The following is a 23513-nucleotide window of genomic DNA, read 5'->3' as shown; positions in this document are numbered from 1 at the left end:
GTTTTGGTCAGCGGCGCGGCAGCTCGAATTGCGCGCATCAGCTGTCCTTTCTGCCCCATGGTAGCGATCACGGCAAGGAGCCACCCATAATGGGTGAATTGTTTCGGAAACTGTGGGCGCCGGTTAGCATATGTTGGGATGAGAATCGTCATCGATAATGTTTCCCCGGGGGACTCCACGTCTGCCGGCACTATCGGCGGGATGCGGACGTATCTGGAGAGTTTGCTGACGGCGATGTTGCAGGTTGCCGGTCAGCATCACTTTGTGCTCTTGACACCCGACTGGAACGCCATCTTCGACCTTCCCCCGGATCCGCGTCTTGAGATTGTGCATCTGCGTTCGGTGCCGCGACGCCGGCTCGGTCGGGTTCTCTACGAACGGACTGCCTACCCTTCCGTCATTCGCCGCACGGGTGGCGATGTCTACCTGGGTCTGTGCAACACCCTGCCGCCGGCGGTGGGCATGCCCTCGGCGGTGGTGATTCAGTCGACGCAATTCCAGTTCGTCCCGGAGTCGTACGGCTTCTTGCAGCGGAACTACCTGCGCTGGAGCGTGGCCAGGGCGGTACGCCAGGCGGATGCGGTGATCACCGTATCGGAGCATTCCCGACAGGACGTGATCCGTTGGCTTGACGCGGGTCCCGGGAAGGTCCATGCGGTCCACCATGGCCTCATCTTCCCCCCGAAAGAGATGGGCTGCCCGGCGCCGAACTCCCACCGGCCTTACATCCTGTCTGTCGGGGCTTTCTATCCCTACAAGAACCCGTTGCGCCTCATCGAGGCGTTCAGCGTGTTGCGGCAGGACGGATTTCCGCACGAGCTGGTGATCGTCGGCAGCGAGACCCCGGGAATGACGCGCGATGACTTGTCCCGCCACGCCCGGTCTTTCGGCGTGGGCGATGCGCTGCGGCTTCCAGGCCGAGTGCCGCGGGACGACTTGGAGAATCTTTACGCCGGGGCCGACGTCTTCGTCATGCCGTCGCTCTACGAAACGTTCGGGCATCCGGTGCTGGAAGCCATGGCGCTGGGTTGTCCTGTGGTGGCGGCCCACGCGTCCAGCCTGCCGGAGGTGGTCGGTGACGCCGCCGAGCTGGTAGATCCCACCAGCCCGGCCTCGATCGCCCGCGGGCTGGCCGACGTCCTTACCGTTCCCGGTCGCCGGGCTGAGCTGGTCCGCTTGGGCAAAGCCCGCGTGAACGCGTTCTCGTGGACGACGACTGCCCAAAAGACTCTGAAGATCCTGGAAACAGTGGCGGCTCAGCGAAATGCTGGAAGTTAACCGGCAAGGGACCGGCGAATGAAGGCCTTCGTGACCGGCGGAGCGGGATTCATCGGCAGCAGCCTGGTGGACCGGTTACTGCAGCGCGGAGACGAAGTGGTGGCCTACGACAACCTGTCCACCGGGATCGACGAGTTCCTGTCCGAGGCGCGGAAGTCGGCAAAGTTTTCCTTCGTGCAGGGCGACGTGCTGGACGAGACGACCCTGACCCGGGCCATGAGCGGGATGGACATCGTCTTTCACCTGGCCGCCAACGCCGATGTGCGCTTCGGCACCCGGCACCCCCGAAAGGACTTGGAACAGAACACCATCGCCACCCACAATGTGCTGGAAGCCATGCGGGCCAACGGCATCAAGAAGATCGTCTTCAGCTCCACCGGCTCCGTCTACGGGGAGGCCGCGGTGATCCCTACGCCCGAAGCCTGTCCGTTTCCCGTGCAAACCTCGCTTTACGCCGCCTCCAAACTGGCCGGCGAGGGGTTGATCTCGGCGTATTGCGAAGGCTTCGGGTTCCAGGGCTGGATCTTCCGTTTCGTCTCCATCCTCGGCGAGCGCTACACCCACGGTCACGTGTTCGACTTCTACAAAAGCCTGCTGGACAACCCCGGCCAGCTGCCGGTGCTGGGCGACGGCAAGCAGCGGAAGTCGTACCTCTATATCCAAGACTGCATCTCGGCCATGTTCACCGCGCTGCAGCGGGCACGCGACAACGTCAATGTCTTCAACCTCGGGACGGACCAGTACTGCGAGGTGAACGACTCCATCGGCTGGATCACCGAATCCCTGGGGCTGTCACCCCAGCGCGTATATGCTGGCGGCGACAGAGGCTGGGTCGGCGACAATCCGTTCATCTTCTTGGACACGACGAAGATTCGCTCCTTGGGTTGGGCGCCAGCGCTCACCATCCGGGAGGCCGTCTTGCGCACCCTGACCTATCTCGAGGCCAACCGCTGGGTGCTGGAAAGGCGCTCATCGTGACGACCGGTCGTCCGGGAATGTCGCAATGAGGCTGGACGGGCGCGCGGCCGTGGTGACCGGGGGCAGCCAGGGGCTGGGGCTGGCCGTGGCTCGGGCTTTCGCGGCCGAGGGGGCCGACGTGCTGATCTGCGGCCGCGGGGAAGAAGCCCTGGAGAATGCTCGTGCATCACTGTCTGCCGGCACCGGTTGCAGGGTTCTGGCTGCCGTGGCGGATGTATCCCGGCCCGACGACGCCGAGCGCTTGGTGAGCGCTGCCCTCAACGCTTTTGGGCGCTTGGACGTACTGGTCAACAACGCGGGCGTGTACGGGCCGATGGGCCTGCTCGAAGATGTGGACTGGGGCGAATGGGCCCGGGCAGTCGAGATCAACCTGTTGGGCACGGTGCTTCCGTGCCGGGCCGCGTTGCCGCACATGAAGAGCGCCGGGCGGGGGAAGATCGTCAATTTGTCGGGCGGCGGCGCCACAGCGCCGATGCCGCGCATCAGCGCCTACGCGGCATCCAAAGCCGCGGTGGTCCGGTTCACCGAGACCCTGGCCGAGGAGGTCCGTCAGGAGGGCATCGACGTGAACGCCGTGGCGCCAGGGGCCCTCAACACGCGGCTGTTGGAACAGGTCTTGTCCGCCGGCGCGGACAAGGTGGGGGCGGATTACTACCGGAAGTCGGTGAAGCAGAAGGAGGAAGGTGGGGCATCGATGGACCGGGCCGCGGCGCTGTGTGTGTTTCTGGCGTCCGCGGCCTCCGACGGGCTGACCGGCAAGCTGATCAGCGCCGTGTGGGACCCGTGGGACACCTTGCCCGCGCACGCGGCGGTGCTGGGCGAGAGCGACATCTACACGCTGCGCCGCATCGTGCCCCAAGACCGTGGCGAGGACTGGGGTTGAGATGGACGTCGCGATCGTCGGCTGTGGATTGATCGGGCACAAGCGCGCGAAGCTGCTGGGTGCTCACCGCCTGACCGCCGCCGTCGACGCTGATCCCGACAAGGCCCAGGGACTAGCAGCGCTGCACCCCGGGGCCACTGCGCTGACCGATTGGCGGGCCGCGGTAGCCCGCGCGGACGTGGATGCGGTGCTCGTCTCCACACCGCACCACCTTCTGGCGCCGGTTGCCACCGCCGCGGCCGAGGAAGGCAAGCACGTTCTGGTCGAGAAGCCGGGCGCGCGGAGCGCCGCCGAGCTGGCGCCGCTGGCGGCGGCGGCTCAACGCAAGCAGGTCGTGGTCAAGGTGGGCTTCAACCACCGGTTCCACCCAGCGTTCCGGAAGGCACGGGAGTACGTCGATGGCGGCGCCGTGGGGGAGCTGATGTTTGTGCGCGCGCGCTATGGCCACGGCGGCCGCGTCGGCTATGACAAGGAGTGGCGCGCGGACCCGCGCATCGCAGGCGGAGGTGAGCTACTGGACCAAGGAATGCACCTGATCGATCTGTCGCGGTGGTTCCTGGGCGATTTCACCCGGGTGGAGGGCTTCACCCACACCTATTTCTGGGACATGCCCGTCGAGGACAACAGCTTCATGGCGCTGCGCACGGCGGCGCAGCAGATGGCCTGGCTGCACGTGAGCTGGACGGAGTGGAAGAACACCTTCTCGTTCGAGTTGTACGGCAAGACCGGCAAGTTGCACGTGGAAGGCTTGGGCGGCAGCTACGGCACCGAGCGACTGTCCTATTACCGGATGTCGCCGCAGATGGGGCCGCCCGAGACCGTCATCCATGAGTTCCCGGGCCCGGACCAGTCCTGGGCGCTGGAATTCGCCGATTTCGCCCGCTCCGTCGAGACGGGCGGGGCCGGCTGCGGCGGCGTGGAGGATGCCTTGAAGGCGCTGGACGTGGTCGACGCGATCTACCGGGCGAACACGCCGTGATCATCAGCCGAAGTCCCTTGCGTATCTCCCTCGGTGGCGGTGGCACCGACCTGCCGTCGTATTACCGGGATCATGAAGGCTTCCTGGTGGCCGCGGCCATCGACAAGTACGTTTACCTGACGCTGCACCAGACCTTCGGGCACGACATCATCATCAAGTACTCCCAGATGGAGCTGGTGCCGTCGGCTGACCAGATCCAGCACCCCATCATCCGTGAGGCGCTAAAGATGTTGGGAATCAACGAAACCAACCTGGAGCTGACCAGTATGGCCGACATACCGGCCGGCACCGGCCTGGGCTCGTCGGGCAGCTTCACCACGGCGCTGCTGAAGACGCTGCACACCTACCAGAAGAACCTGGTGCATCCCGAGGAGCTGGCCGAGCAGGCCTGCCACATCGAGTTGGACCTCCTGAAGGACCCGATAGGCAAGCAGGACCAGTACATCGCGGCCTATGGAGGCTTGACGTGCTTCACCTTCCGCCGGGACGGCAAGGTGGAGGCCGCCCCACTGAAGGTGTCGACGGAGACCTTGTACAACCTGGAAGACAACCTGCTGCTGTTCTTCACCGGCTACTCCCGCGCCGCGTCGTCGATCCTCAAAGAGCAGGATGATCAGAGCAAGAAGAAGGCCGACGACATGCTCCAGAACCTGCACTTCGTCAAGGAGCTCGGCTTCAAGAGCCGCGACGCCCTGGAGAGCGGGGACCTCCACGAGTTCGGCCGTCTGATGAACACGCACTGGGAATTCAAGAAGCGGCGGTCCGGCTCGATGTCGAACACCACGATCAACGACTGGTACGAACTGGCTCTCCGCAACGGCGCCGTGGGGGGGAAGCTGATCGGCGCCGGTGGCGGCGGATTCCTGATGTTCTACGCCGAGGACAAGGTTCGCCTGCGGCACGCCTTGATGGGCGCGGGCATGCAGGAGGTGCGGTTCCGGTTCGACTTCGAGGGCACGAAGATCGTCGTGGCGTCATGACCGGCCTTCCCCCGGTGGCGGTCCTGGCCGGCGGTCTGGCCACGCGCATGCGGCCTCTGACCGGGTCGGTGCCCAAGTCGATGCTGGAGGTGGCCGGTGAGCCTTTCATCGCCCACCAACTTCGGCTGTTCAAACGACAGGGGCTCTCGCAGGTCGTGCTGTGCCTTGGGCATCTGGGCGTGGCCGTGCAGGACTTCGTCGGGGACGGATCGGCGTTCGGTTTGTCGGTTGCCACGTCCTTCGACGGACAGCGGCTCCTGGGCACCGCGGGCGCCCTCAAGAACGCGAGCGCGCGGCTGGGCGATGTCTTCTTTGTCACCTACGGGGACTCCTACCTCGACCTGGATCTGCGTCCGATCTGGGCGTCGTTCGAGTCGGACGCAAGACCGGCGCTGATGACTGTGTGCCGCAACGAGGACAGGTGGGACAAGAGCAACGTGCTGTTCCGGGACGGCCGCATCCTCGCCTACGACAAGAAGAGCGCCGACCCCGCCATGAAGCACATCGACTTCGGACTGCTGCTGTTGCGCCGCCAGGCACTCGAGGCGGTGCCGGCCGGGGAGAAGTCCGATCTGGCCGACGTGTTGTGCACGCTCGTTCACCAGGACGCCGTGGCGGGTTTCGAGGTGTGCCAACGCTTCTACGAAATCGGCTCGCTGGCGGGTCTGCGCGAGACGGATGCGCACCTGCGCCGAATCCACCGAGAAGGATGAGCCATGTCTGCTGCCGTCGCTTCGCTCTTCTCCAACGACCAGCAGCTGTTCTACAGCATCGTGGCAATGAATGCGCTCTTCTCGTCCATGGCGTGGTGCGCCGCTAAGCCGGATCGCTGGTCGATACTGGCGGTCTTGGTGTTTGCGTTGATTTGGCCACTCGCCGACGCGGCCCTGGAAGGCGATGTCCTGCTGGCGATCAACAGCACGACGGGGATAACAATGTCGAACTTGTTGTCTTGCGTGGCAGTGGTTCTCGCACTCGGTCAGGCGATCAGGATCCGCCGAGTCGCGCGCCGCGATCGGTCCGCCACCGAACAGGCCGCGGCCCCACGTTTACCGCGCCGGTAGTTTGAGCACCCGATAGTGGTCGGCGACGTAAACGTTGCCGGCGGTATCGACCGCCACGCCACCGCGGGAATTGCCGGCGGCGGTGCCGAACACCCGCTCCACCTGGCGGGTCGACTTGGCTGGAAGCTCGACCACGCGCTGGTGAAGACCGTCGACCACGTAGACGTCACCCGCGGAATCGACCGCTACGCCGTTGGGTGGGTGCGGGCCGGTGAAGCCGGTGAACGGCAGCGCAACCGGGGTATGCGATCCGGCCGGCAGTTTCAGCACCTGGGCGGCGCCGTAACCAGTGACATAGATGTTGCCGGCGTAGTCCACTGTGATGCCGGTGGGAGCTTTCAGCCCGATGAACGGCAGCTTCAGTTCGACCGGCGCCTTCGAACCGGCCGCCAGGCTCAGCGCCCGATGGTTGCCGTAGTCGGTGACGTAGACCCTGCCGGCCGTGTCCACGGCGATCCCGGTGGGAGCTTTCAGCCCGGTGAACGGCAGCTTGGTCTGGGTGGCCGTCCCGGCCCGCAGCTTCAGCACCGAGTTGTTTCCGTAGTCGGTGACGTAGACGTTGCCGGCGGTGTCCACCGCCACGCTGTCCGGATTGAGCAAGCCGGTGAACGGTAGGGTGACTTGGCTATTCGACCCCACCGGCAGTTTCAGCACCCGGGCGTTACCGCTGTCGGTGACGTAGACGTTGCCGGTCTTGTCCACCGCCAGACCGCCTGGGCTGTTCAGGTCGGTGAACGGTAATTCGACCTGCGTCGTCTCACGGCCAGGCTGCACGGCGGCGGCCTTGGAGGCGACCGCGGCCGACGGCGGCTCCGGTTCGGGCTGGTCGGTTGCTGCCGAGGTGTCCCACGGCGGCCCGCACAACCGGAGCCCCTCGTTGATGAAGTCGGACATCGATGCTCGCAGCGCGGCACGAGTGCCGGGGCGTCCACCGGCCGAGGTCAACCAGACATGCTCGGGATTCGGCTGCCAGTTCTTACCTGCAGCTTTGGCGGCAAGCGCGTTCACCGCGTAGGTGTCGTGGGTGGCGGTGGAGGTGAAGGTGACGGCACCGCTCTCGCATGCCAGGACTCCGGAGTCCGGGATCAGCGGCCACGTGCCTTTGAACGTGGACTTGCTGATTTTCTCGGTGTGGACCTGCGTGTTGCTGTTGCCGCAGCCGGTTGCGTACAGAGCCACGAAGACAAGAACTGCGGCGATCAAACCTACATGCCTTGCGGTGCTTGACCACCGGGGGCCGGAGGCCCTCCTCGGACTCGGCGCAGGCGCGGACGAGCGGGGCAGCTGTGGTGCGTTCATGGCGCCGCAGCGTGGCTGCGCGGCATCGCCAGGGGTGCCGTCGCGGGTATGCGTACCATCCGCAAATTGTTGAGCGCCGCTACCCGCACCACAAGCGTGGTGGACTGCTCTAATTCAGCTCGGGCGCTACTCTAAGCGCCGTCACGTCTGATGGTCGAACGCGTCCGTCAGGGCGGCTTCGCGTTCTCGATCGGCGGCCGGCTTGGATTCGTAGAGCATCAACGGAAGTAGCGCCGCAATCGGCATAATGCCCAAAAAGTATGGAACGTAGACAGATTCGAACACGTTGATCGACAAGACACACGCGTAATAGGTGAAAAGGTACGGCAGCGCGGCACTCGCCGTCGTAGCAAGCTGCACGATCACGCCGACGACGATGACCAGCACTCCCCAGGCGCCCACCGAGATCACGATGTCGTACCACCCGTTGTGCGGCGAATAGTTGACGTCAAAAAGTGCATTCTGGGCGATCAGCCACCAGTAGCTGGGTCCATGACCGAAGAGCGGTGCCTGCCCGATCGCCTCGCGCCCCGCCTGCCAGACGTAGCCGCGTTCGGCGTACGACGAGCCGCTGAAGTTGACCACGAGCGGAAAGAACGATGCGCAGAACCCGACGGCCAGGGCGGTGGACGCCACCGCAAGCTGCCACCGCAAGCTCTGCCTCGACTTGATGAGCAACAGCGCGACGGAGGCCGTCATGAGCGCGAAGATCGCGGTCCTGCTCATGGTCAGCAGTTGAAAGGCCCCGACGCCGGTCAGCAGCACCAAGCAGCGCCGCAGCGTCAGGCTCGCGCACGCGAACGGGATGAGCAGCACCGTCGCTATCCCCAGCACATTGCCGTTCGCGGACAACGATGACGTCAGCACCTGAGTGACGACGCCGCACTTGTCGAGGCGGCAATGGGTCAAGACGCGCCCGGGGTTGACGACAACGGCGAAGGTGACGGCGGCCGACATCGTGGAGAGCGACACCAGGGCGGCCACGCTCAGCGTGCGCACCGGCGTCACGCCGCGTTTGAGGACGACGCCCATGAACAGCGCTCCGGCCATCAGGAAATTGAGCACCTGTACCCGCCCCGAGAACCACACCGAAACGGCCGCGAACAGCAGTGTGGTGCCGGTGAGCACTGCGGGCAGGCTGACTTGGGTGCGCGAATCACGCAGCCCGCGCACCACCCCCACCACGGAGCAGATCGCCCCCGGTGTGTACTGCAGCGCCGGAAAGAGTCGACCGGCCTGGTCGGGTGACGCCCAAATCAGCGGGCCCACAACATAAACGGTGATGAAGGGCCAGGCAGCGACGAGGAACACCCACGCGACGGTGAACCGATCTTCGCCTCGCAGTAGGACGCGCGGGTCGCCGACCGCCATCCAGATCGCCGCTGTTGCGGCCAGAAGAATCAGGAGCGTCATCGCGTCGCCTTGTCATCCCACCGTCGACCGTGACCTGATGGGCGCACTATCCACGCTCTGGCCGTCGGCGCTCATGCGTTCGATGACCTTCACCCCGTGGACGATCACCAAGACCGCCTGTCGGCCGTTCTCATTGAGTTCGTCGGCGAATCGCCGTGCTTCGTCCCATCGCGATTCCGCCGAGATCATGCCGACGTGCATCGGGCGCGCTGCGGTGCCCACCGCAGCCAACGACATCGCCGCGTGCGCCGCCAACCGTGATTCGCTGATCCGGAGGGCCAGCAAATCACTCAGCAGCACCTCCCAGCGGCTGTGCTGGTATTTGCCGATGTCCGGTTCTCGACTCACGGCGACGATGAGCCAGCCCTCAGCGTCGCCGAAGCAAGCCCGCAGGTATCGCAGTGCTGGACGTGCCGGCAGCGGACGGGTGGCTTCGTGCTCCGGGAGATCGAGCTCCACGGACGTTCCCGCCGCGACCAGCCGCTCGGCGATGCGATCCACCCCCTGGCTGAGCTGGGCTGCCTGCTGACGCCTGGACCGCCGCCCCGCCAGGCGGGCGCGGCCGCCGACCGTGATAGCTCCGATCACCGGCACGCCGCCAACAGTGCGGATGCCGGGCAGGCAACCCAGTTTGGGGTTGCGCCGTGCGCGGTAGAAACTCGTTACGACCGCCACCCACGCCAGCGCCAGCGCGGCGTTGACCATGTTCTTGGCCGTTCGCGGACGTGAGCGGTACGGCGGGACGGCGGCGGTGTCGACGACTCGGACATGAACGGCCCCCTGCTTTTCCAATTCCGAAGCTGCCGTGACGAACTCCTGCGCGATGGCGTTGACGTAGTCGGTGGCGAGCTGGCTGGTGGGGGCGGTGACCGTGATATCGATCAGCGCGGTATCCCGCGGCGACGTGATCGTCAGATTGTCCTTGAGAGATTCTGCGGTGGTGGGCAGGCCATAAACGACGACCGCCCGCTGCAGCAGGGCCGGGCTGGTCAGTAGGGACAGGTGGTCACGCGCGCGCCGTTGGGAAAGAAAGAGTGCGGCGAGATCACCGAAGGGTCTCTGGTCGGGATCGGCCACCACGATGACGCGGGCGGTTGTGGTGTAGACCGGCTGCTGGCGCAGCGAATACGCCAGCCCGGCCAGGGCACCGAGCACGAGGGCGACGGCGACTGCGCGTCTGCTGTCCAGGAGGACTCGGCCGAAGACGCTGCGCTGCACACCCCACCTGCCTTCGACGTGGTGTTGAGATCTTGTTATTGTGCGCCGCCAAGCCACCCTTGTGAACAGAAAACTCGACTGGTGACGGTCTCGGGTGGGTAGGATTAGAGGCTGTGCTCAGGCCGTATATGGTCCTGCTGATTGCGGCAACGATTGTTGGCGCCGGCGCCGGCGCCCTGTACAGCTGGACGGGCGCCAATGAATACCGTGCAACCACCCGGCTGTTCGTCACCACCAACGCGGTCGACGTCAGCGACGTGTACCAGGCGACGCTGGCCGGCCAGCAACGTGTGCTGACCTACAAGGTGCTGGCATCGGATCCGAAGGTCCTCTCCAATGCGGTTCGCCGGGCCGGGGTGAACACCAACCCGGTCGTATTGGATCAGCATCTGCATGTCGACGTGCCGCCTGCCACCATCATCTTGGACATCGGCGTCGATGACACCGATTCCGGCTCGGCCGCCACGCTGGCTAACGCGGTGGCCGACGAACTGATCGCGACGATCAACGAGCTGGAACGTCCGCTCGGCGGTGGCCCGCCACCGGTCGGCGTGACGGTGGTGCAGCGCGCGGCCGCGTCTGCTGCCACATTGCAGGCGAAGCTCAACCCGGTATGGGTCGCCGTCGGCGCCATCGCCGGGTTGATCGTCGGCCTCGCGGTGGCGTTGGCCGTCAAGCGCCGTTTACTCCCGGATCTCCGTGCCGCGCGCGGAGAGCTCGTCCAGCCGCGCAGCTGATGAACGCGAGTCGTCGGCTGCTCATCGCGGTGGCGCCGGTGGTGTTGACCTTGATGCTGTTCGCGTCGGAGTTGCCGCTTTCCCAGCGGGTGCGTGCGGCTGTGGTGCCTTTCGGGGTGGCCAGCGTTGCCACCATGTGGAGCGATTCCCCGCAGGGTTACCTCGACGAGGCACACGCGATCCGCATCGCTGGTGCGGGCTGGATCCGAATTATGGTGCAGTGGCACAAAATTGAGCCCTCCATTGGCAATTACGACTGGTCGACCGGCGACAACGCGGTGCAGGCCGCCCGCGAGGCCGGACTCAGCATTTTGCTGTGCATATCCGGTCCGGCGCCGGTGTGGGCACAGGCGCCGGGCGCCGATCCCAACGCGGTCGGCAGTCCGCCGGCGGATCCGGCGGCCTTCGGCGAGATCACCCGTCTCATCGCTGACCGGTACAAGTCCGCGGTGGGTGCCTGGGAGATCTGGAACGAGCCCAACGCGCCGGAGTTCTTCACGCCGGTCGACGTCGGCCGCTACGCCGCCCTGTTGCGGCAGGCCTATGTGAACATCCACGCCGCCGCGCCACAGTCGATCGTGATGTCCGGTGGGTTGTCATCGACGATCAGCGGGATCGACTCGGTGGATTTCGTCCGCCAGCTCTACGCCGCCGGGGCAGGCGCCACGCTGGACGCCGTCGCCCTGCACCCCTATACCTATCCGTATTCGATCACCGAGGACCCGCTGCATCGAGGTGACGCCGTGGCGCAGGTGCATCAGCTGATGGCCGCGCACGGCGACGACCGCAAGAAGATCTGGGTCACTGAGTATGGCCAAGCCACCGGCACGTCGCAGTTTGCGGTTTCCGGTGAACGCCAAGCCGAGATCCTGGTGGATTTCTTGCAATGGGCGAGCCCCCTTGACTATCTGGGGCCGCCGTTCTTGTTCACTAGCCGCGACCTGAGCCCCGATACCGCGAACGCGGACTTCAACTTCGGCCTCTACGCGGTCGACTACGCACCCAAGCCCGCCGTCGACGCGATCAAAATGTTGGTGCAGTCCTGACCGGGGCCGCTGCCAGCTCCGGCCTCACCGGGAGCGCCCTGGCGCCGGATGTTGTTGACGCAACGCGGCGATCACCGGCGGGGCGAGACGATCGGCGACGACCTGCTGGCCGGCGTGGTTGAGCTGAAGATGATCAGGCGACACCAGGTCGTCGCGCCCGGCGAACCAGCCATCGGCGATCGGGTCGATGAATGGGGCACCGGCTTCGTCGGCGGCGTCACGAATGATGTTGCGGGCAGCCAGGATCGCACTGTCGGGGGGCTCGCGCCGATACCAGCTCGGCCCGACTACCAGCATGCCCGCCCGGGGCGCAATGGCCTTCACCTGGTCGAGGGTGCCGACGGCGGCATCGTGCAAGGACGGCAGCGAGTCGACATCGTTGGTTCCGCCCGCCAGCAGCACCAAGTTGGTATCGGGGTTGACGCCCCGAGCCACCTGCTCGCCGAACGTGGGGGAGTCCGGATTGGTGGCGGTGTATCCGGCGCCGCCGCGGCTGAAGTTGCGGACATACACATCGATTCCGGACCGCCCGGCCCGCCGTTGCAGGTCGGCAGTCCAGTTCTTGCTGCCGAACCCGCCCGAAATGGTGCCGGAAGCGAATTCGTCGCCGACCACCACAGCCTGCAGGGCCTCAGCCTCAGTGCGCGATGGTGTTTCGGCGGGCGGCGACGGCGCTGCCACCTGCGGCTGCTGCCGCGGCGCGGTTTGGCCGGCGCACGCGGCGGTCAGAACAGCGGCTGAGAAACACAGCGCCGACCGTACCGACACGGACCGCGTCATGGCACCACATTAGCAGCGCGAAGACGTCGCACCGCCAGCATCAATCCGGGTAGCACCACCAGTTCGGCCAGCGGTTGCACTATGGCCAGCGACTCGATGGGTCCCCATGCCGCCAGGGCGGCCAGAAGAGCCAACGCCACGCCGTTTCCCCCTGCGATGCAGGCGGTTGCCTGATTGGGGTAACCCGCCGCCACCAGCATTGCCGCGAACGACTGTGAGTACGCGGAAAGGCCTGCGGCGGCGACCATTCCGGCCACCAACGGAAGTGCCGCAGCGTAGGCCCGGCCGGCGACGTGTGTCACGATGATGCCGACCGGCCACGCGCACGCCACGGCGACGCCCATGTAGGCCAGGCACACTCGTGAGAGCTTGTGGTAGAGCTCCCAGGCGTGCCCGGTGTGCAGACGGCGCGACAGCTCGGGAATCACCACGGTCGCCATCGATGCCGGCAGCAGTAGCACCGGGCCGGTCACCTTGGTGGCGACCCCGTACAGGCCGGCAACGGCGGTGCTGGCCACGGCGGCCACGACCGGTACCTGAAGCTGGAACAATATGTTGGACAGCGAAAGGCCCCACCAGCCCAGCGCGCCTCGGGCGGCGCCGATGAAGTCGCCCCGGGCGCCCGCCACCGAGGTCAGTGGCGTGGCCGCCGCGATCAGCAGGGGGATCGCGAACGCGGCCGCGATCAACGGGTAGTTCGCCGATCGGCCCGTCACCAGGTATGCCACGACGGCTGCGCACGGGACGATGCGCTGGGTGGCGACCAGCCAGCTCGAGAGCCGATGACTGCCGATGCCGGCGAAGTGGTTCTGCGCATACGTTTGCAACGTGTCGCCGGCACCCCAGACGATGCCGGCGACCACCGTGGCGGGGTGGTTGAGCAGCGCTGCGCCGGCCAGCATCACCGTGACCAGCGCGACGTTGCTACCGAGGTGCATGAGGTAAAGCGCGCGGATGAGGCTGACTGGTGTGAGACCTTGGCACTGCTGCCCCGGCTGGTGTTCGGCCGCCACCCGCAACACCCGCGCTGGTGCGCCGAACCCGAACACGATCCCGGCGATAGTGGTCACCGCGCCGGCCACCATGAACTCGCCGTAGGAACGCACTGGCGAGATCCGCGCGAGCAAGAGCAGGGTGGCGCCCAGCCCCACCGAGCTCACGATGCGCGATGAGAAGCGCCACGCCACGCTGCGCGCCGTGTGCGCTGGCCGATCGGTGGCCGGTCCGGTGTCCATCCGCGACCCGTGCGGGCTAGCGCAGCTGCGCCGACAGCCGCCGCCGGAGTTTTCGGTAGGTCGGGCTGAGCCGGAGTTTGAACACCGGTATCTGGGCCAGATGAAACGCGGCGCCACCCAACCCGTACAGCTTCTGGACCGGGGTATGCGCGTAACGCATCCGGATGTCGTAGGACTCCTTGACGAACGTCGGCCACATCTTGGCGGCTTTGGTTGCGTCGTGGAAGCGCAGCGCCCCTATCCCGAACGGCACGCCGACTTGGCGCAAAGTGCTCTGCGCGATCCGGACCTGCAGTTCGAAGTCCATCGAGCAGTGCAGGCTCTCGTCGATGCCGCCCAGTTCCCGCAGCGTGCTGTCGCGCATCACGATCGACCCGGAGAACGCCGTGGGGCCGAGGAGCAGCAGCTTTTCGAACTCCATCTTGCGCCCGGGGAAGAAATCGACCGACGTGCCGTCCTCACGGATCATGCAGCTGCCCCCGTAGAAGAGGTCGGCGTCGGGGTGCTCCACGACGGCTTTGCGCAGCCCGTCGAGGGCATCAGGAAGGAGTACGTCGTCGGAGTTCAGCCAAATCGTCCAGGACGGTTTAGCGCGTGCCAGCGCGCGGTTGAGGGCATCGGATTGCCCGCGGTCCGGTTCGATCACCGGCTTGACCCGCGGATCGGCCCGTGCGAGCTCGGCGATGATCTCCTGCGTGCCGTCGGTGGATCCCGCGTCTTGGATCAGCAATTCGTCGTCGGGGCCCATCTGATCGAGCGCGCTGCGAAATGCGGTCTCGGCGAATGGCGCCGTATTAAAGGACGGCACGAGGATGCTGAAAACCGGCATGGACCCGGGGTCATCAGCGCGAGGCTGGGTGCTCACCCTTCGGTTCCTTGCGCGAACGGCCGAAGCGATGCGGGAAACGCATCACCGCACGCTATCAGCTGTAAGCGCGCAACACTGGCGTTCGTCGCGGCCGGAAATGCGCCAAATGCGGATACAAGCTCCGTCGCCAGGACTCGAACCTGAACTATCTGAACCAAAATCAGAGGTGCTGCCGATTACACCACGACGGATCGGTGCTCGGCAGTGACTCTAGTCCAAACGGCTACGCTGGTTGCGTGGCTGGTCTGGACAAGGACGGCCGGGCGCCGCGAGCCCGGATGACCGGCAGCGAACGCCGGCACCAACTCATCGACGTCGCCCGGTCGCTGTTCGCCGAACGGGGCTACGAAGGCACCTCCATCGAGGAGATCGCGCTGCGGGCCAACGTGTCCAAACCGGTCGTCTACGAGCATTTCGGCGGCAAAGAGGGGCTCTACGCCGTGGTGGTCGACCGGGAGATGTCAGCGTTGCTGGACGGCATCACCACCTCGCTGACCAAGTCGACCAACAACCAGTCCCGGCTGCGGGTCGAACGGGTCGCGCTGGCATTGCTGACCTACGTCGACGAGCACACCGACGGTTTCCGGATCCTGATCCGCGACTCCCCGGCCTCGATCAGCTCCGGCACGTATTCGACCCTGCTCAACGATGCGATCGGCCAGGTGTCGTCGATCCTGGCCGGGGACTTCTCCCGGCGCGGCCTGGATCCCGAGACCGCCCCGTTGTACGCCCAGGCGTTGGTGGGCTCGGTGTCGATGACGGCCCAGTGGTGGCTGGATGTGCGTGAGCCCAAGAAAGAAGTGGTGGCCGCGCACTTGGTCAACCTGTGCTGGAACGGCCTGACGCACCTGGAGGCCGATCCGACCTTGCACGACGTATAAGGCATGCACCGCAACACAAATCAGCGCCCGCAGCACCACCGCCTACAATTGCCCGCATCATGACCGCACCGGGGCACGCCAGCCCAGCCACCCCGATCGCGGGGCTCGTCGAAGCCGCACTGAGCGCGCCGACCTTCGCCGATCTCATCGAGCGCGCCGGTGACCGGCCCGCCGAGCTCAAACTGGTCGGCCCGGTCGCGGCGCGGCCCTTCGTCGCCGCCGCGCTGGCCCGCAACAGCGCGCTGCTGGTGGTCACTGCCACCGGCCACGAGGCCGAGGACCTGACCAGCGAACTGCGCGGGGTTTACGGCGACACGGTGGCGCTGTTCCCGTCCTGGGAGACGCTGCCGCACGAGCGGCTCTCCCCCGGGGTGGACACCGTGGGGGCCCGGATGCTGCTGCTGCGCCGGCTGGCGCGGCCCGACGACGCACGGCTGGGCCCGCCGCTGCGAGTGGTGGTGACCACGGCCCGGTCGCTGCTGCAGCCGATGACCCCGCAACTGGAGACCATCGAACCGGTCATGCTGGCCGTCGGCGACGAGACACCGTTCGACGCGGTGATCGCGCGGCTGGTCGAGCTGGCCTACACCCGAGTCGACCTGGTCGGCAAACGCGGCGAGTTCGCGGTGCGCGGCGGGATCCTCGACGTCTTCCCGCCGACCGCGGAGCACCCGGTGCGCATCGAGTTCTGGGGCGACGAGATCACCGAGATGCGGCCGTTCTCGGTGGCCGACCAGCGCTCCATCCCCGAGATCGAGGCGGGCACCGTGGTGGCGATGCCCTGCCGGGAGTTACTGCTCACCGACGAGGTGCGGGCGCGGGCCATGGAAATGTCGGCGCTGGCACGCGAGCAGCCGCACGGCGAGGGCAGCACCGTCACCGGCACCGTCGGCGACATGCTGGCGAAGCTCGCCGAGGGTATCCCGGTCGACGGCATGGAGGCGCTGGGTCCGGTGCTGCGTCCCGGCCCGCAGGCGCTGCTGACCGATCAGCTCGGCGCCGGCACCCCGGTGCTGGTCTGCGACCCGGAGAAGGTCCGCGCCCGCGGCGCCGACCTGATCAAGACCGGCCGCGAGTTTCTGGAGGCGTCCTGGTCGGTCGCGGCGATCGGCGGTGACGCGCCGATCGACATCGAGCAGCTGGGCGGGTCGGGATTCCGGGAGCTCGACGAGGTTGCCGAGGCCGCGGTAGCCGCCGGACATCCGTGGTGGACGCTGAGCCAGCTCTCCGACGAGTCCGCGATCCAGCTCGACGTGCGCCCGTCGCCGTCGGCGCGGGGCCGGCAACGCGATATCGACGAGATCTTCGCCATGCTGCGCGCGCACACCTCGACCGGCGGCGCCGCGGCGGTCGTGGCGCCCGGCGTGGGCACGGCAAGGCGGCTGGTGGAGCAGCTCGCCGAATCCGACACCCCGGCAACCATGTTGGAGCCCGGTGCCGCGCCCAAGTCCGGGGTGGTCGGGGTGCTGGCCGGCCCGCTGCACGAGGGACTGGTGGTCGCCGGCGCCAACCTGGTCATCGTCACCGAGACCGACCTGACCGGCAACCGGGTCGCCGGACCGGAGGGCAAGCGGCTGGCGGCCAAGCGCCGCAACGCCGTCGACCCGCTGGCACTGACCGCCGGCGACCTGGTGGTGCACGATCAGCACGGCATCGGCAAATTTGTGGAGATGACCGAGCGCACCGTGGGCGGGGCGCGCCGCGAATACCTGGTGCTGGAATACGCCTCCGGCAAACGCGGCGGTACGGCGAACAAAACCGACAAGCTCTACGTGCCGATGGACGCGCTGGACCAGTTGTCCCGCTACGTCGGCGGGCAGGCCCCCGCATTGAGCAGGCTCGGCGGCAGCGACTGGAGCCAGACCAAGACCAAAGCCCGCAAGGCGGTGCGGGAGATCGCCGACGAACTAGTGGCGCTCTACGCCAAACGCCAAGCCGCGCCCGGACATGCGTTCGCCCCGGACACCCCCTGGCAGGCCGAGATGGAGGACGCCTTCGGGTTCACCGAGACCGTCGACCAGCTCACCGCGATCAGCGAGGTCAAAGCCGACATGGAAAAACCGGTCCCGATGGACCGGGTGATCTGCGGCGATGTCGGCTATGGCAAGACCGAGATCGCGGTGCGCGCGGCGTTCAAGGCCGTCCAGGATGGTAAGCAGGTCGCGGTGCTGGTGCCCACCACGCTGCTGGCCGATCAGCACCTGCAGACGTTCAGCTCCCGCATGGCAGGGTTCCCGGTCACGGTCAAGGGATTGTCCCGGTTCACCGACCCGAAAGAGTCCAAGGCGGTGATCGACGGGCTGGCCGACGGTGCCGTCGACGTCGTGATCGGTACCCATCGGCTGCTGCAGACCGGGGTGCGCTGGAAGGACCTCGGTCTGGTGATCGTCGACGAGGAGCAACGGTTCGGTGTCGAGCACAAGGAGCACATCAAGGCGCTGCGCACGCACGTCGACGTGCTCACCATGAGTGCCACCCCGATCCCGCGCACGCTGGAGATGAGCCTGGCCGGCATCCGGGAGATGTCGACGATCCTGACCCCACCGGAGGATCGCTACCCGGTGCTGACCTATGTCGGCCCGCACGACGACAAGCAGGTCGCGGCGGCGCTGCGGCGAGAGCTGCTGCGCGACGGCCAGGTGTTCTACGTGCACAACCGGGTCAGCTCCATCGACGCGGCCGCCGCCCGGGTGCGCGCGCTGGTGCCCGAGGCCCGGGTCGTCGTGGCGCACGGCCAGATGCCCGAGGAACTGCTGGAGACCACCGTGCAGGGCTTCTGGAACCGCGAATACGACATCCTGGTGTGCACCACGATCATCGAAACCGGCCTGGACATCTCCAACGCCAACACCTTGATCGTCGAACGTGCCGACACCTTCGGGCTCTCCCAGCTGCACCAGCTGCGCGGCCGGGTGGGGCGCAGCCGGGAACGCGGCTACGCCTACTTCCTGTACCCGAAGGAAACGCCGCTGACCGAGACGGCCCACGACCGGCTGGCCACCATCGCCCAGAACAATGAACTCGGCGCCGGGATGGCGGTGGCGATGAAGGACCTGGAGATCCGGGGTGCCGGCAACGTGTTGGGGGTGGAGCAGTCCGGGCACGTCGCCGGGGTGGGCTTCGACCTGTATGTGCGGCTGGTCGGCGAAGCCGTCGAGGCGTACCGGGCGGCGTTCAACGGAGAGACCGTCACCAGCGAGGAGACCAAGGACGTCCGCATCGACCTGCCCGTCGACGCCCACCTGCCGCCGGAGTACATCAACTCCGACCGGCTGCGGCTGGAGGCCTACCGCCGGCTGGCCGCCGCCCCCGATGATGAGGCCGTGGGCGCGGTGGTAGAGGAGCTGACCGACCGGTACGGGCCGCTGCCCGAGCCGGCGGGCCGGCTGGTGGCGGTGGCCCGGCTGCGGCTGCTGTGCCGCAGCGTCGGGATCACCGAGGTTTCGGCGCCGTCGGCGACGACGTTGCGGCTGGCCCCGATGACGCTCGCCGACTCCGCCCAGTTGCGGCTCAAGCGGCTGCACCCGGCCGCCAGTTACCGCGCCACCACCGCCACCATCCAGGTCCCGATCCCGCGCGCCGGCTCCTCGGTCGGTGCCCCCCGCATCCGCGACGTCGAACTCGTCCAGATGGTGGCCGACCTGATCTCAGCGCTGGAGGGCAAACCGCAAGGCCACGTCGATGTGACCGGCCCGGCAGCCGTTGACAACGCCGCCGCGCCGGCCGGCCGACGATGACCGTCGTCCTGGTCGACCCCCGCCGGCCCGCACTGGTGCCGGTGGAGGCTTTGGCGTTGCTGACCGGCGACGTCGTCTACACCGAGGAGCTGCCGATCGCGGTGCCGTGGTCGCTGCCGTCTGCCCAGTCGGTGCTCTCCGGTGCCTTCGAGGGGCAGGCCCCGGTGCTGCTGTCCTCAGATCGCGATCATCCCGCCGTCGTCGCGCGCCTGGCGGCCGGCGAGACGCTGATCGCCGCGCCGGATGCGCCGCCGGGGGAGCGGTTGATCGATGCGGTCGCGATCATGGACCGGTTGCGCACCGCCGGACCGTGGGAGAGCGAGCAGACCCACGACTCGCTGCGCCGGTTCCTGCTCGAGGAGACCTACGAGTTGTTCGACGCGGTGCGCAGCGGGGATGCCGAGGAACTGCGTGAGGAACTCGGCGACGTGCTGTTGCAGGTGCTGTTCCACGCCCGCATCGCCGAGGACGCCCCGGAGCATCCCTTCGGCATCGACGACGTCGCCGACGCACTGCTGCGCAAGCTGGGCAACCGGGTGCCGGCGGTGCTCGCCGGTGAGGAGATCTCGCTCGAAGACCAGGTGGCGCAGTGGGAAGAACGTAAAGCGCTCGAAAAGCGCTCCCGGAACTCGATCATGGACGACCTGTCCACCGCCCAGCCGGCGTTGGCGTTGACGAGCAAGGTGCTGCAGCGCGTCACCCGCGCCGGCCTGCCCGCCGAGCTGATCCCCGATACCATCACCACAGTCACCGTCACCGCCGACGTCGATGTCGAAAACCAGCTGCGCTCAGCGGTTTTGGAATTCATGGACACCGTCCGTGCCGTGGAGAAGGAGATCGCGGTGGCGCGCGGCGGCGGCGTGGACGTCCTCGACGATCCCGCCCCGCTGGGCGAGATCAGCGAGCAGGAGTGGCGCGCTTACTGGGTGGATCAGGCTTAATTAGGAGGATATTGCGGCGCCTGCCGTTCCAACGTTGACGGCAGGTCCGACTGCGCTTTTCGCGTGCGGACAGCGTGGGCCACGAGAGCGGATCGCGCCCAGACGTGGATCCAGGCGCGTACCTCCTCGCGGCGGTCCTGTGCGACGACGTCTGCGGACGCTTGCGCTAGTTATGAGAATCGGAGCCCTCGCCCCAGCCGCCCGGCAGCATCGGCATCCGCGGCTCGGTGTCGAGCCCCTCGCCGGCGAGCACGGTGATTCCCGCCGCGCGGCGGCGCGCCTCGGTGGCGGTGCCGGCGAAGCCCAACGGGCCCGCGCCGGAATCCGAGGGTCCCGGCTGGCCCCAGTCCGGGGTCACGCCGACGTTCATGTCCATGTATTCGTCGCCGAACCCGTGCTGCTGGGCGCGGTGGCGGCGCCGGCGTTTGGCGGCCAGCGCCTGCGCCGCAGATTCTGCTGGGGCGCCCTGGCTTTCGGACGCCTCTTCTTCGGCGCTGCGGGAACGCCGCGCACCGCTGGAGCTGCGCGCCGCCGACGAGGCGCTGCTGACCAGGTACAGACACGAGGTCGGCCCGAAACCGACACCCGGACCGCCGCCCGCTGCGCCGCCGCCGGCCGGCATCCCGCCGCTCACGGTGCCCGGAGCAGTCGGGCCGGCCGACGAGATCGGATCCGCGCAGGCGCACACCTCCGCGCCGGCCGGTACCACGGCGCCCGCGGAGACCGGGACGCCGGCGCCGCCCGCCACCGGCAGTGGCGGAGTCGGCTCGACCGCCTGCTCGACCCCGCCCGCCGCGCCGATCGCGCCGAGCGCACCGAGCCCGGCGGCGGCAGCGGCGAGGCCGGGCGCCGCGGCCATGACGATCGGGATCGCCATCTGCACGGCGATCTGTCCCATCGGCCACAACAGCATCAACGTGTGGAAAGTGGTCCATCCCAGCGACGCCGCCAGAATCGGGGACATCCCCGGGATCTGCGCCAGCATCTGGCCCACCGCGCTGGCAAACGGAAACGCCTCGATCGGATACCCGTCGACACCCAGTTGCGCCCACAGCCACTTGGCGATCGGGTCGGCAAAACCCATGTTGAACTGCGTGAGCCAGTCGGCGACTTGTTGTTCCCAGCTCGTCCCCGCGGTGGCCTCAGCAGCGCCCGGGGCCACGATCGGCGGCGCGGGCGTGGCAGGCGGAACCGAGGCCAGCGCCGCTCCCGCAACACCCTGGTAGACGGTCATCATCTCCGCGGCCTGGACCCACATCCGGGCGTAGTCGGCTTCGTTCAGCGCGATCGGGATGGTGTTGATGCCGAAGAAGTTCGTTGCGACCAGCGTCGCGTGCACGGCGTGGTTGGCGGCAAGCTCGGCCAGCGTGGGCATACCGGCCAGCGCGGTGCTGTAGGCGGCGGCCGCCGTCTCGTGCAGGGCGGCCGCGCCTGCGCTCTTGGCGGCGCTCTCAGCCAGCCAGCTCAGATAGGGTGCGTGCGCGGCCGCGTACTGCTGGGCGCTCGGGCCCTGCCAGGCGCCGGCTTCCACGCCGGCCAGCACCGCATCGAGCTCGGCGGCGACCTCGGTGTACTCGGCGCTCATCGCTGACCAGGCCGATGCCGCCTCCAGCATCGGACCGGGTCCCGGGCCGGCGCTCAGCAGCGCCGAGTGCACCTCCGGCGGCGACGCCAGCCAGACCGGTGCGGTCATGAAACACCACCACTTCCAGCGATCGTGATCTTGTTCGGTCAACCAGTGGTCGCCTCGCCGCCCGGTTTGGTTCCCGGCTCTCGAATCTTTGTCTTCACGCACCGAATGAGCGACTATGTCGGCATGCGGTGCGAGGTGGTGCGCGAAACCCTGTCGGCCCTGCTCGACGGCGAACAGCAGGAGCTGCCGGCGCAGCAGGTCGACGCGCACCTGGCATCGTGCCGCAGCTGCCGACGCTGGCTGGTCGGTGCTGCCGCCCAGGCCCGCCGGCTGACCGAGATCGAGTCCGGGGCCGACGCCGCGGCGGGCCCTGACCTGGCCGCGCAGATTCTGGCGGCAGCCGGCGTGACATCGGTCACCGGCGAGATCACCGCCGGCACGCGGTGGACGCGCTGGGGCTATCGGCGGCTGTCCCTGATCGTGGTCGGGATGCTGCAGGTGGCGATGGCACTGGCCCAGATCGCCGGCGTGGACTTCGGGATGGTGTCGGCGCACGGGCACGGCGCGGCCACCGGGGCGCATTTGCTGCACGAATCCACCGCGTGGCTGTTGGCGCTCGGCGGCGCGATGATCGCCGCGGGTATCTGGCCGGCGGTCGCGCTGGGTGTTGCCGCAATCACCGGGGTTTATGCGCTGGCGCTGACCGGCTACGTCGCGATCGACACCTACCACGGGCAGGTGACGGTCGAGCGGATCGCCAGCCATCTGCCGGTCCTGGTGGGTTTGCTGTTCGCGTTGCTGGTGGCCCGCGAACGTACCGGTGGCACCGGCTCGCGCCGAGCCGCAGACGACTCCCGCGATGCGTCTCCGCCGGTCGATTCCAGCCGCGGCCGGAAGGGCCGCCATCTGCGGTCGGTCAACCAGTCGACCATCCCTACGACCATGCGTCGTAGTGGCGCCGCAGGGCCGGGTCTAGGGTGGTTTTCCATGGCGAGCGCGGACCGGGTCGACGATGACGTTGTCACCGCGCTCGCGCTGGCGGCGGCAGCCGGCGACACCCGGGCTCTGGAGGCGTTCATCAAGGCCACCCAGCGCGATGTCTGGCGGTTCGTGGCCTACCTCTTCGACGGCGTCAGCGCTGATGACCTGACCCAGGAGACCTTCCTGCGGGCGATCGGCGCGATCGGCCGGTTCTCCGGACGCTCCAGTGCCCGGACCTGGCTGCTGGCCATTGCGCGCCGGGTGGTCGCCGACCACATCCGGTACCTGCGGTCGCGTCCACGCACCGCTCCCGGCGCCGACCCCGAACTGCTGCTCGACCGCGACCGGCCCAGCCGTGGCTTCGAGGACGTTGTCGAAGTCACCAGCCTGATCGCCGGCCTGTCGGCCGAGCAGCGTGAGGCGCTGCTGCTGACCCAGCTGTTCGGGCTGTCCTACCACGACGCCGCCGCGGTGTGCGGCTGCCCGGTGGGCACCATCCGCTCCCGGGTCGCCCGCGCCCGTGACGCGCTGCTCGCCGATCCGGAACGCGACGAGCTGACCGGTTAGCCCGACCAGTATCCG

The 23513-nt window shown here is 67.6% G+C and carries 20 protein-coding genes, 1 tRNA gene and 1 pseudogene; 14 read left to right on the top strand and 8 right to left on the bottom strand.

Annotated elements, in window-relative coordinates; translation table 11 throughout:
- Positions 1-138: 138 nt before the first annotated feature.
- The 7 genes from AC5Y4Q_RS13170 to AC5Y4Q_RS13140 are packed head-to-tail and all read left to right on the top strand — an operon-like array spanning position 139 to position 6162.
- Positions 139-1278 (top strand): glycosyltransferase family 4 protein, encoded by a 1140-nt coding sequence (locus tag AC5Y4Q_RS13170; RefSeq protein WP_125225557.1) that lies wholly within the window; start codon positions 139-141, stop codon positions 1276-1278.
- 18 nt (positions 1279-1296) lie between these two features.
- Positions 1297-2256 carry an NAD-dependent epimerase/dehydratase family protein gene (locus AC5Y4Q_RS13165; protein ID WP_064920073.1) on the top strand — a complete coding sequence of 320 codons (960 nt, stop codon included), beginning with the start codon at positions 1297-1299 and terminating at the stop codon, positions 2254-2256.
- Positions 2257-2281: 25 nt separating this feature from the next.
- Positions 2282-3139, top strand: coding sequence for an SDR family NAD(P)-dependent oxidoreductase (locus AC5Y4Q_RS13160; RefSeq protein WP_064920072.1), 858 nt, complete (start codon positions 2282-2284; stop codon positions 3137-3139).
- A gap of 1 nt (position 3140) precedes the next feature.
- Positions 3141-4118 (top strand): Gfo/Idh/MocA family protein, encoded by a 978-nt coding sequence (locus tag AC5Y4Q_RS13155; protein ID WP_064920071.1) that lies wholly within the window; start codon positions 3141-3143, stop codon positions 4116-4118.
- 17 nt (positions 4119-4135) lie between these two features.
- On the top strand, positions 4136-5098 hold the full coding sequence (locus AC5Y4Q_RS13150) for a GHMP family kinase ATP-binding protein (protein ID WP_207515891.1): 963 nt from the start codon (positions 4136-4138) through the stop codon (positions 5096-5098).
- The gene (locus tag AC5Y4Q_RS13145; RefSeq protein ID WP_064920069.1) at positions 5095-5811 is read left to right on the top strand and encodes a nucleotidyltransferase family protein; all 717 of its coding nucleotides are present in this window, start codon (positions 5095-5097) and stop codon (positions 5809-5811) included. The genes AC5Y4Q_RS13150 and AC5Y4Q_RS13145 overlap by 4 nt, the downstream gene beginning before the upstream one ends.
- A gap of 3 nt (positions 5812-5814) precedes the next feature.
- Positions 5815-6162: a hypothetical protein gene (locus tag AC5Y4Q_RS13140; protein ID WP_125225558.1), complete on the top strand. Its 348-nt coding sequence runs from the start codon at positions 5815-5817 to the stop codon at positions 6160-6162.
- Here AC5Y4Q_RS13140 and AC5Y4Q_RS13135 read toward each other — a convergent pair.
- The 3 genes from AC5Y4Q_RS13135 to AC5Y4Q_RS13125 all read right to left on the bottom strand — a co-directional run bounded on the left by AC5Y4Q_RS13135 (position 6148) and on the right by AC5Y4Q_RS13125 (position 10092).
- Complete coding sequence (locus AC5Y4Q_RS13135; protein WP_064920067.1) at positions 6148-7341, bottom strand: NHL repeat-containing protein; 1194 nt, start codon at positions 7339-7341, stop codon at positions 6148-6150. The genes AC5Y4Q_RS13140 and AC5Y4Q_RS13135 overlap by 15 nt on opposite strands.
- A gap of 261 nt (positions 7342-7602) precedes the next feature.
- Complete coding sequence (locus AC5Y4Q_RS13130; protein ID WP_499959230.1) at positions 7603-8832, bottom strand: O-antigen ligase family protein; 1230 nt, start codon at positions 8830-8832, stop codon at positions 7603-7605.
- Between the two features lie 54 nt (positions 8833-8886).
- A complete protein-coding gene (locus tag AC5Y4Q_RS13125; protein WP_065019444.1) occupies positions 8887-10092 on the bottom strand; it encodes a YveK family protein in 1206 nt (401 codons plus the stop codon).
- 113 nt (positions 10093-10205) lie between these two features.
- On the opposite strand from AC5Y4Q_RS13125, the gene AC5Y4Q_RS13120 reads away from it, so the two are divergent.
- Together AC5Y4Q_RS13120 and AC5Y4Q_RS13115 are read left to right on the top strand one after the other, a co-directional pair.
- Positions 10206-10829, top strand: a complete 624-nt coding sequence (locus AC5Y4Q_RS13120; RefSeq protein ID WP_125225559.1) for a YveK family protein — start codon at positions 10206-10208, stop codon at positions 10827-10829.
- Positions 10829-11875, top strand: a complete 1047-nt coding sequence (locus tag AC5Y4Q_RS13115) for a beta-galactosidase (protein ID WP_064920063.1) — start codon at positions 10829-10831, stop codon at positions 11873-11875. Before AC5Y4Q_RS13120 ends, AC5Y4Q_RS13115 begins: the two co-directional genes overlap by 1 nt.
- Before the next feature lie 24 nt (positions 11876-11899).
- Here AC5Y4Q_RS13115 and AC5Y4Q_RS13110 read toward each other — a convergent pair whose 3' ends face one another.
- The 4 genes from AC5Y4Q_RS13110 to AC5Y4Q_RS13095 form a co-directional block, all read right to left on the bottom strand.
- Entirely contained in the window at positions 11900-12655 is a 756-nt protein-coding gene (locus AC5Y4Q_RS13110; protein WP_064920062.1) for an SGNH/GDSL hydrolase family protein, read from the bottom strand.
- A complete protein-coding gene (locus AC5Y4Q_RS13105) occupies positions 12652-13890 on the bottom strand; it encodes a hypothetical protein (RefSeq protein ID WP_125225560.1) in 1239 nt (412 codons plus the stop codon). The genes AC5Y4Q_RS13110 and AC5Y4Q_RS13105 overlap by 4 nt, the downstream gene beginning before the upstream one ends.
- Positions 13891-13906: 16 nt before the next feature.
- Positions 13907-14755: a glycosyltransferase gene (locus AC5Y4Q_RS13100; RefSeq protein WP_234787892.1), complete on the bottom strand. Its 849-nt coding sequence runs from the start codon at positions 14753-14755 to the stop codon at positions 13907-13909.
- Positions 14756-14877: 122 nt separating this feature from the next.
- A tRNA-Gln gene (locus tag AC5Y4Q_RS13095) sits at positions 14878-14949 on the bottom strand.
- 87 nt (positions 14950-15036) lie between these two features.
- On the opposite strand from AC5Y4Q_RS13095, the gene AC5Y4Q_RS13090 reads away from it, so the two are divergent.
- The 3 genes from AC5Y4Q_RS13090 to AC5Y4Q_RS13080 are packed head-to-tail and all read left to right on the top strand — an operon-like array spanning position 15037 to position 20317.
- Positions 15037-15639 (top strand): TetR/AcrR family transcriptional regulator, encoded by a 603-nt coding sequence (locus AC5Y4Q_RS13090; protein ID WP_064920059.1) that lies wholly within the window; start codon positions 15037-15039, stop codon positions 15637-15639.
- Positions 15640-15698: 59 nt separating this feature from the next.
- A complete protein-coding gene (gene mfd, locus AC5Y4Q_RS13085) occupies positions 15699-19376 on the top strand; it encodes a transcription-repair coupling factor (RefSeq protein WP_419179747.1) in 3678 nt (1225 codons plus the stop codon).
- On the top strand, positions 19373-20317 hold the full coding sequence (locus tag AC5Y4Q_RS13080; RefSeq protein ID WP_125225561.1) for a nucleoside triphosphate pyrophosphohydrolase: 945 nt from the start codon (positions 19373-19375) through the stop codon (positions 20315-20317). Before mfd ends, AC5Y4Q_RS13080 begins: the two co-directional genes overlap by 4 nt.
- A 166-nt stretch (positions 20318-20483) precedes the next feature.
- Here the strand turns inward: AC5Y4Q_RS13080 and AC5Y4Q_RS13075 are convergent, their stop codons facing one another.
- Positions 20484-22010: a PPE family protein gene (locus AC5Y4Q_RS13075; protein WP_125225562.1), complete on the bottom strand. Its 1527-nt coding sequence runs from the start codon at positions 22008-22010 to the stop codon at positions 20484-20486.
- A gap of 105 nt (positions 22011-22115) precedes the next feature.
- On the opposite strand from AC5Y4Q_RS13075, the pseudogene AC5Y4Q_RS13070 reads away from it, so the two are divergent.
- Together AC5Y4Q_RS13070 and sigC are read left to right on the top strand one after the other, a co-directional pair.
- Positions 22116-22802, top strand: a pseudogene (locus AC5Y4Q_RS13070) (DUF2275 domain-containing protein); the annotation flags it as partial.
- Positions 22803-22937: 135 nt separating this feature from the next.
- Complete coding sequence (gene sigC / locus AC5Y4Q_RS13065) at positions 22938-23498, top strand: RNA polymerase sigma factor SigC (RefSeq protein ID WP_234786559.1); 561 nt, start codon at positions 22938-22940, stop codon at positions 23496-23498.
- The last annotated feature ends 15 nt before the right edge of the window (positions 23499-23513 follow it).

Source organism: Mycobacterium sp. NGS16, assembly GCF_059813225.1.
The sequence above is the reverse complement of the archived record's forward strand: the minus strand, read 5'-3'. Positions and strand labels throughout refer to the sequence as shown.

Excerpts from the sequence above, each read along its gene's own strand:
- AC5Y4Q_RS13170 (WP_125225557.1), top strand. The coding sequence starts at position 139 with ATGAGAATCGTCATCGATAATGTTTCCCCGGGGGACTCCACGTCTGCC.
- AC5Y4Q_RS13165 (WP_064920073.1), top strand. The coding sequence starts at position 1,297 with ATGAAGGCCTTCGTGACCGGCGGAGCGGGATTCATCGGCAGCAGCCTG.
- AC5Y4Q_RS13160 (WP_064920072.1), top strand. The coding sequence starts at position 2,282 with ATGAGGCTGGACGGGCGCGCGGCCGTGGTGACCGGGGGCAGCCAGGGG.
- AC5Y4Q_RS13155 (WP_064920071.1), top strand. The coding sequence starts at position 3,141 with ATGGACGTCGCGATCGTCGGCTGTGGATTGATCGGGCACAAGCGCGCG.
- AC5Y4Q_RS13145 (WP_064920069.1), top strand. The coding sequence starts at position 5,095 with ATGACCGGCCTTCCCCCGGTGGCGGTCCTGGCCGGCGGTCTGGCCACG.
- AC5Y4Q_RS13140 (WP_125225558.1), top strand. The coding sequence starts at position 5,815 with ATGTCTGCTGCCGTCGCTTCGCTCTTCTCCAACGACCAGCAGCTGTTC.
- AC5Y4Q_RS13130 (WP_499959230.1), bottom strand. The coding sequence starts at position 8,832 with ATGGCGGTCGGCGACCCGCGCGTCCTACTGCGAGGCGAAGATCGGTTC.
- AC5Y4Q_RS13115 (WP_064920063.1), top strand. The coding sequence starts at position 10,829 with ATGAACGCGAGTCGTCGGCTGCTCATCGCGGTGGCGCCGGTGGTGTTG.
- AC5Y4Q_RS13110 (WP_064920062.1), bottom strand. The coding sequence starts at position 12,655 with ATGACGCGGTCCGTGTCGGTACGGTCGGCGCTGTGTTTCTCAGCCGCT.
- AC5Y4Q_RS13105 (WP_125225560.1), bottom strand. The coding sequence starts at position 13,890 with ATGGACACCGGACCGGCCACCGATCGGCCAGCGCACACGGCGCGCAGC.
- AC5Y4Q_RS13090 (WP_064920059.1), top strand. The coding sequence starts at position 15,037 with ATGACCGGCAGCGAACGCCGGCACCAACTCATCGACGTCGCCCGGTCG.
- mfd (WP_419179747.1), top strand. The coding sequence starts at position 15,699 with ATGACCGCACCGGGGCACGCCAGCCCAGCCACCCCGATCGCGGGGCTC.
- AC5Y4Q_RS13080 (WP_125225561.1), top strand. The coding sequence starts at position 19,373 with ATGACCGTCGTCCTGGTCGACCCCCGCCGGCCCGCACTGGTGCCGGTG.
- AC5Y4Q_RS13075 (WP_125225562.1), bottom strand. The coding sequence starts at position 22,010 with ATGACCGCACCGGTCTGGCTGGCGTCGCCGCCGGAGGTGCACTCGGCG.
- sigC (WP_234786559.1), top strand. The coding sequence starts at position 22,938 with ATGGCGAGCGCGGACCGGGTCGACGATGACGTTGTCACCGCGCTCGCG.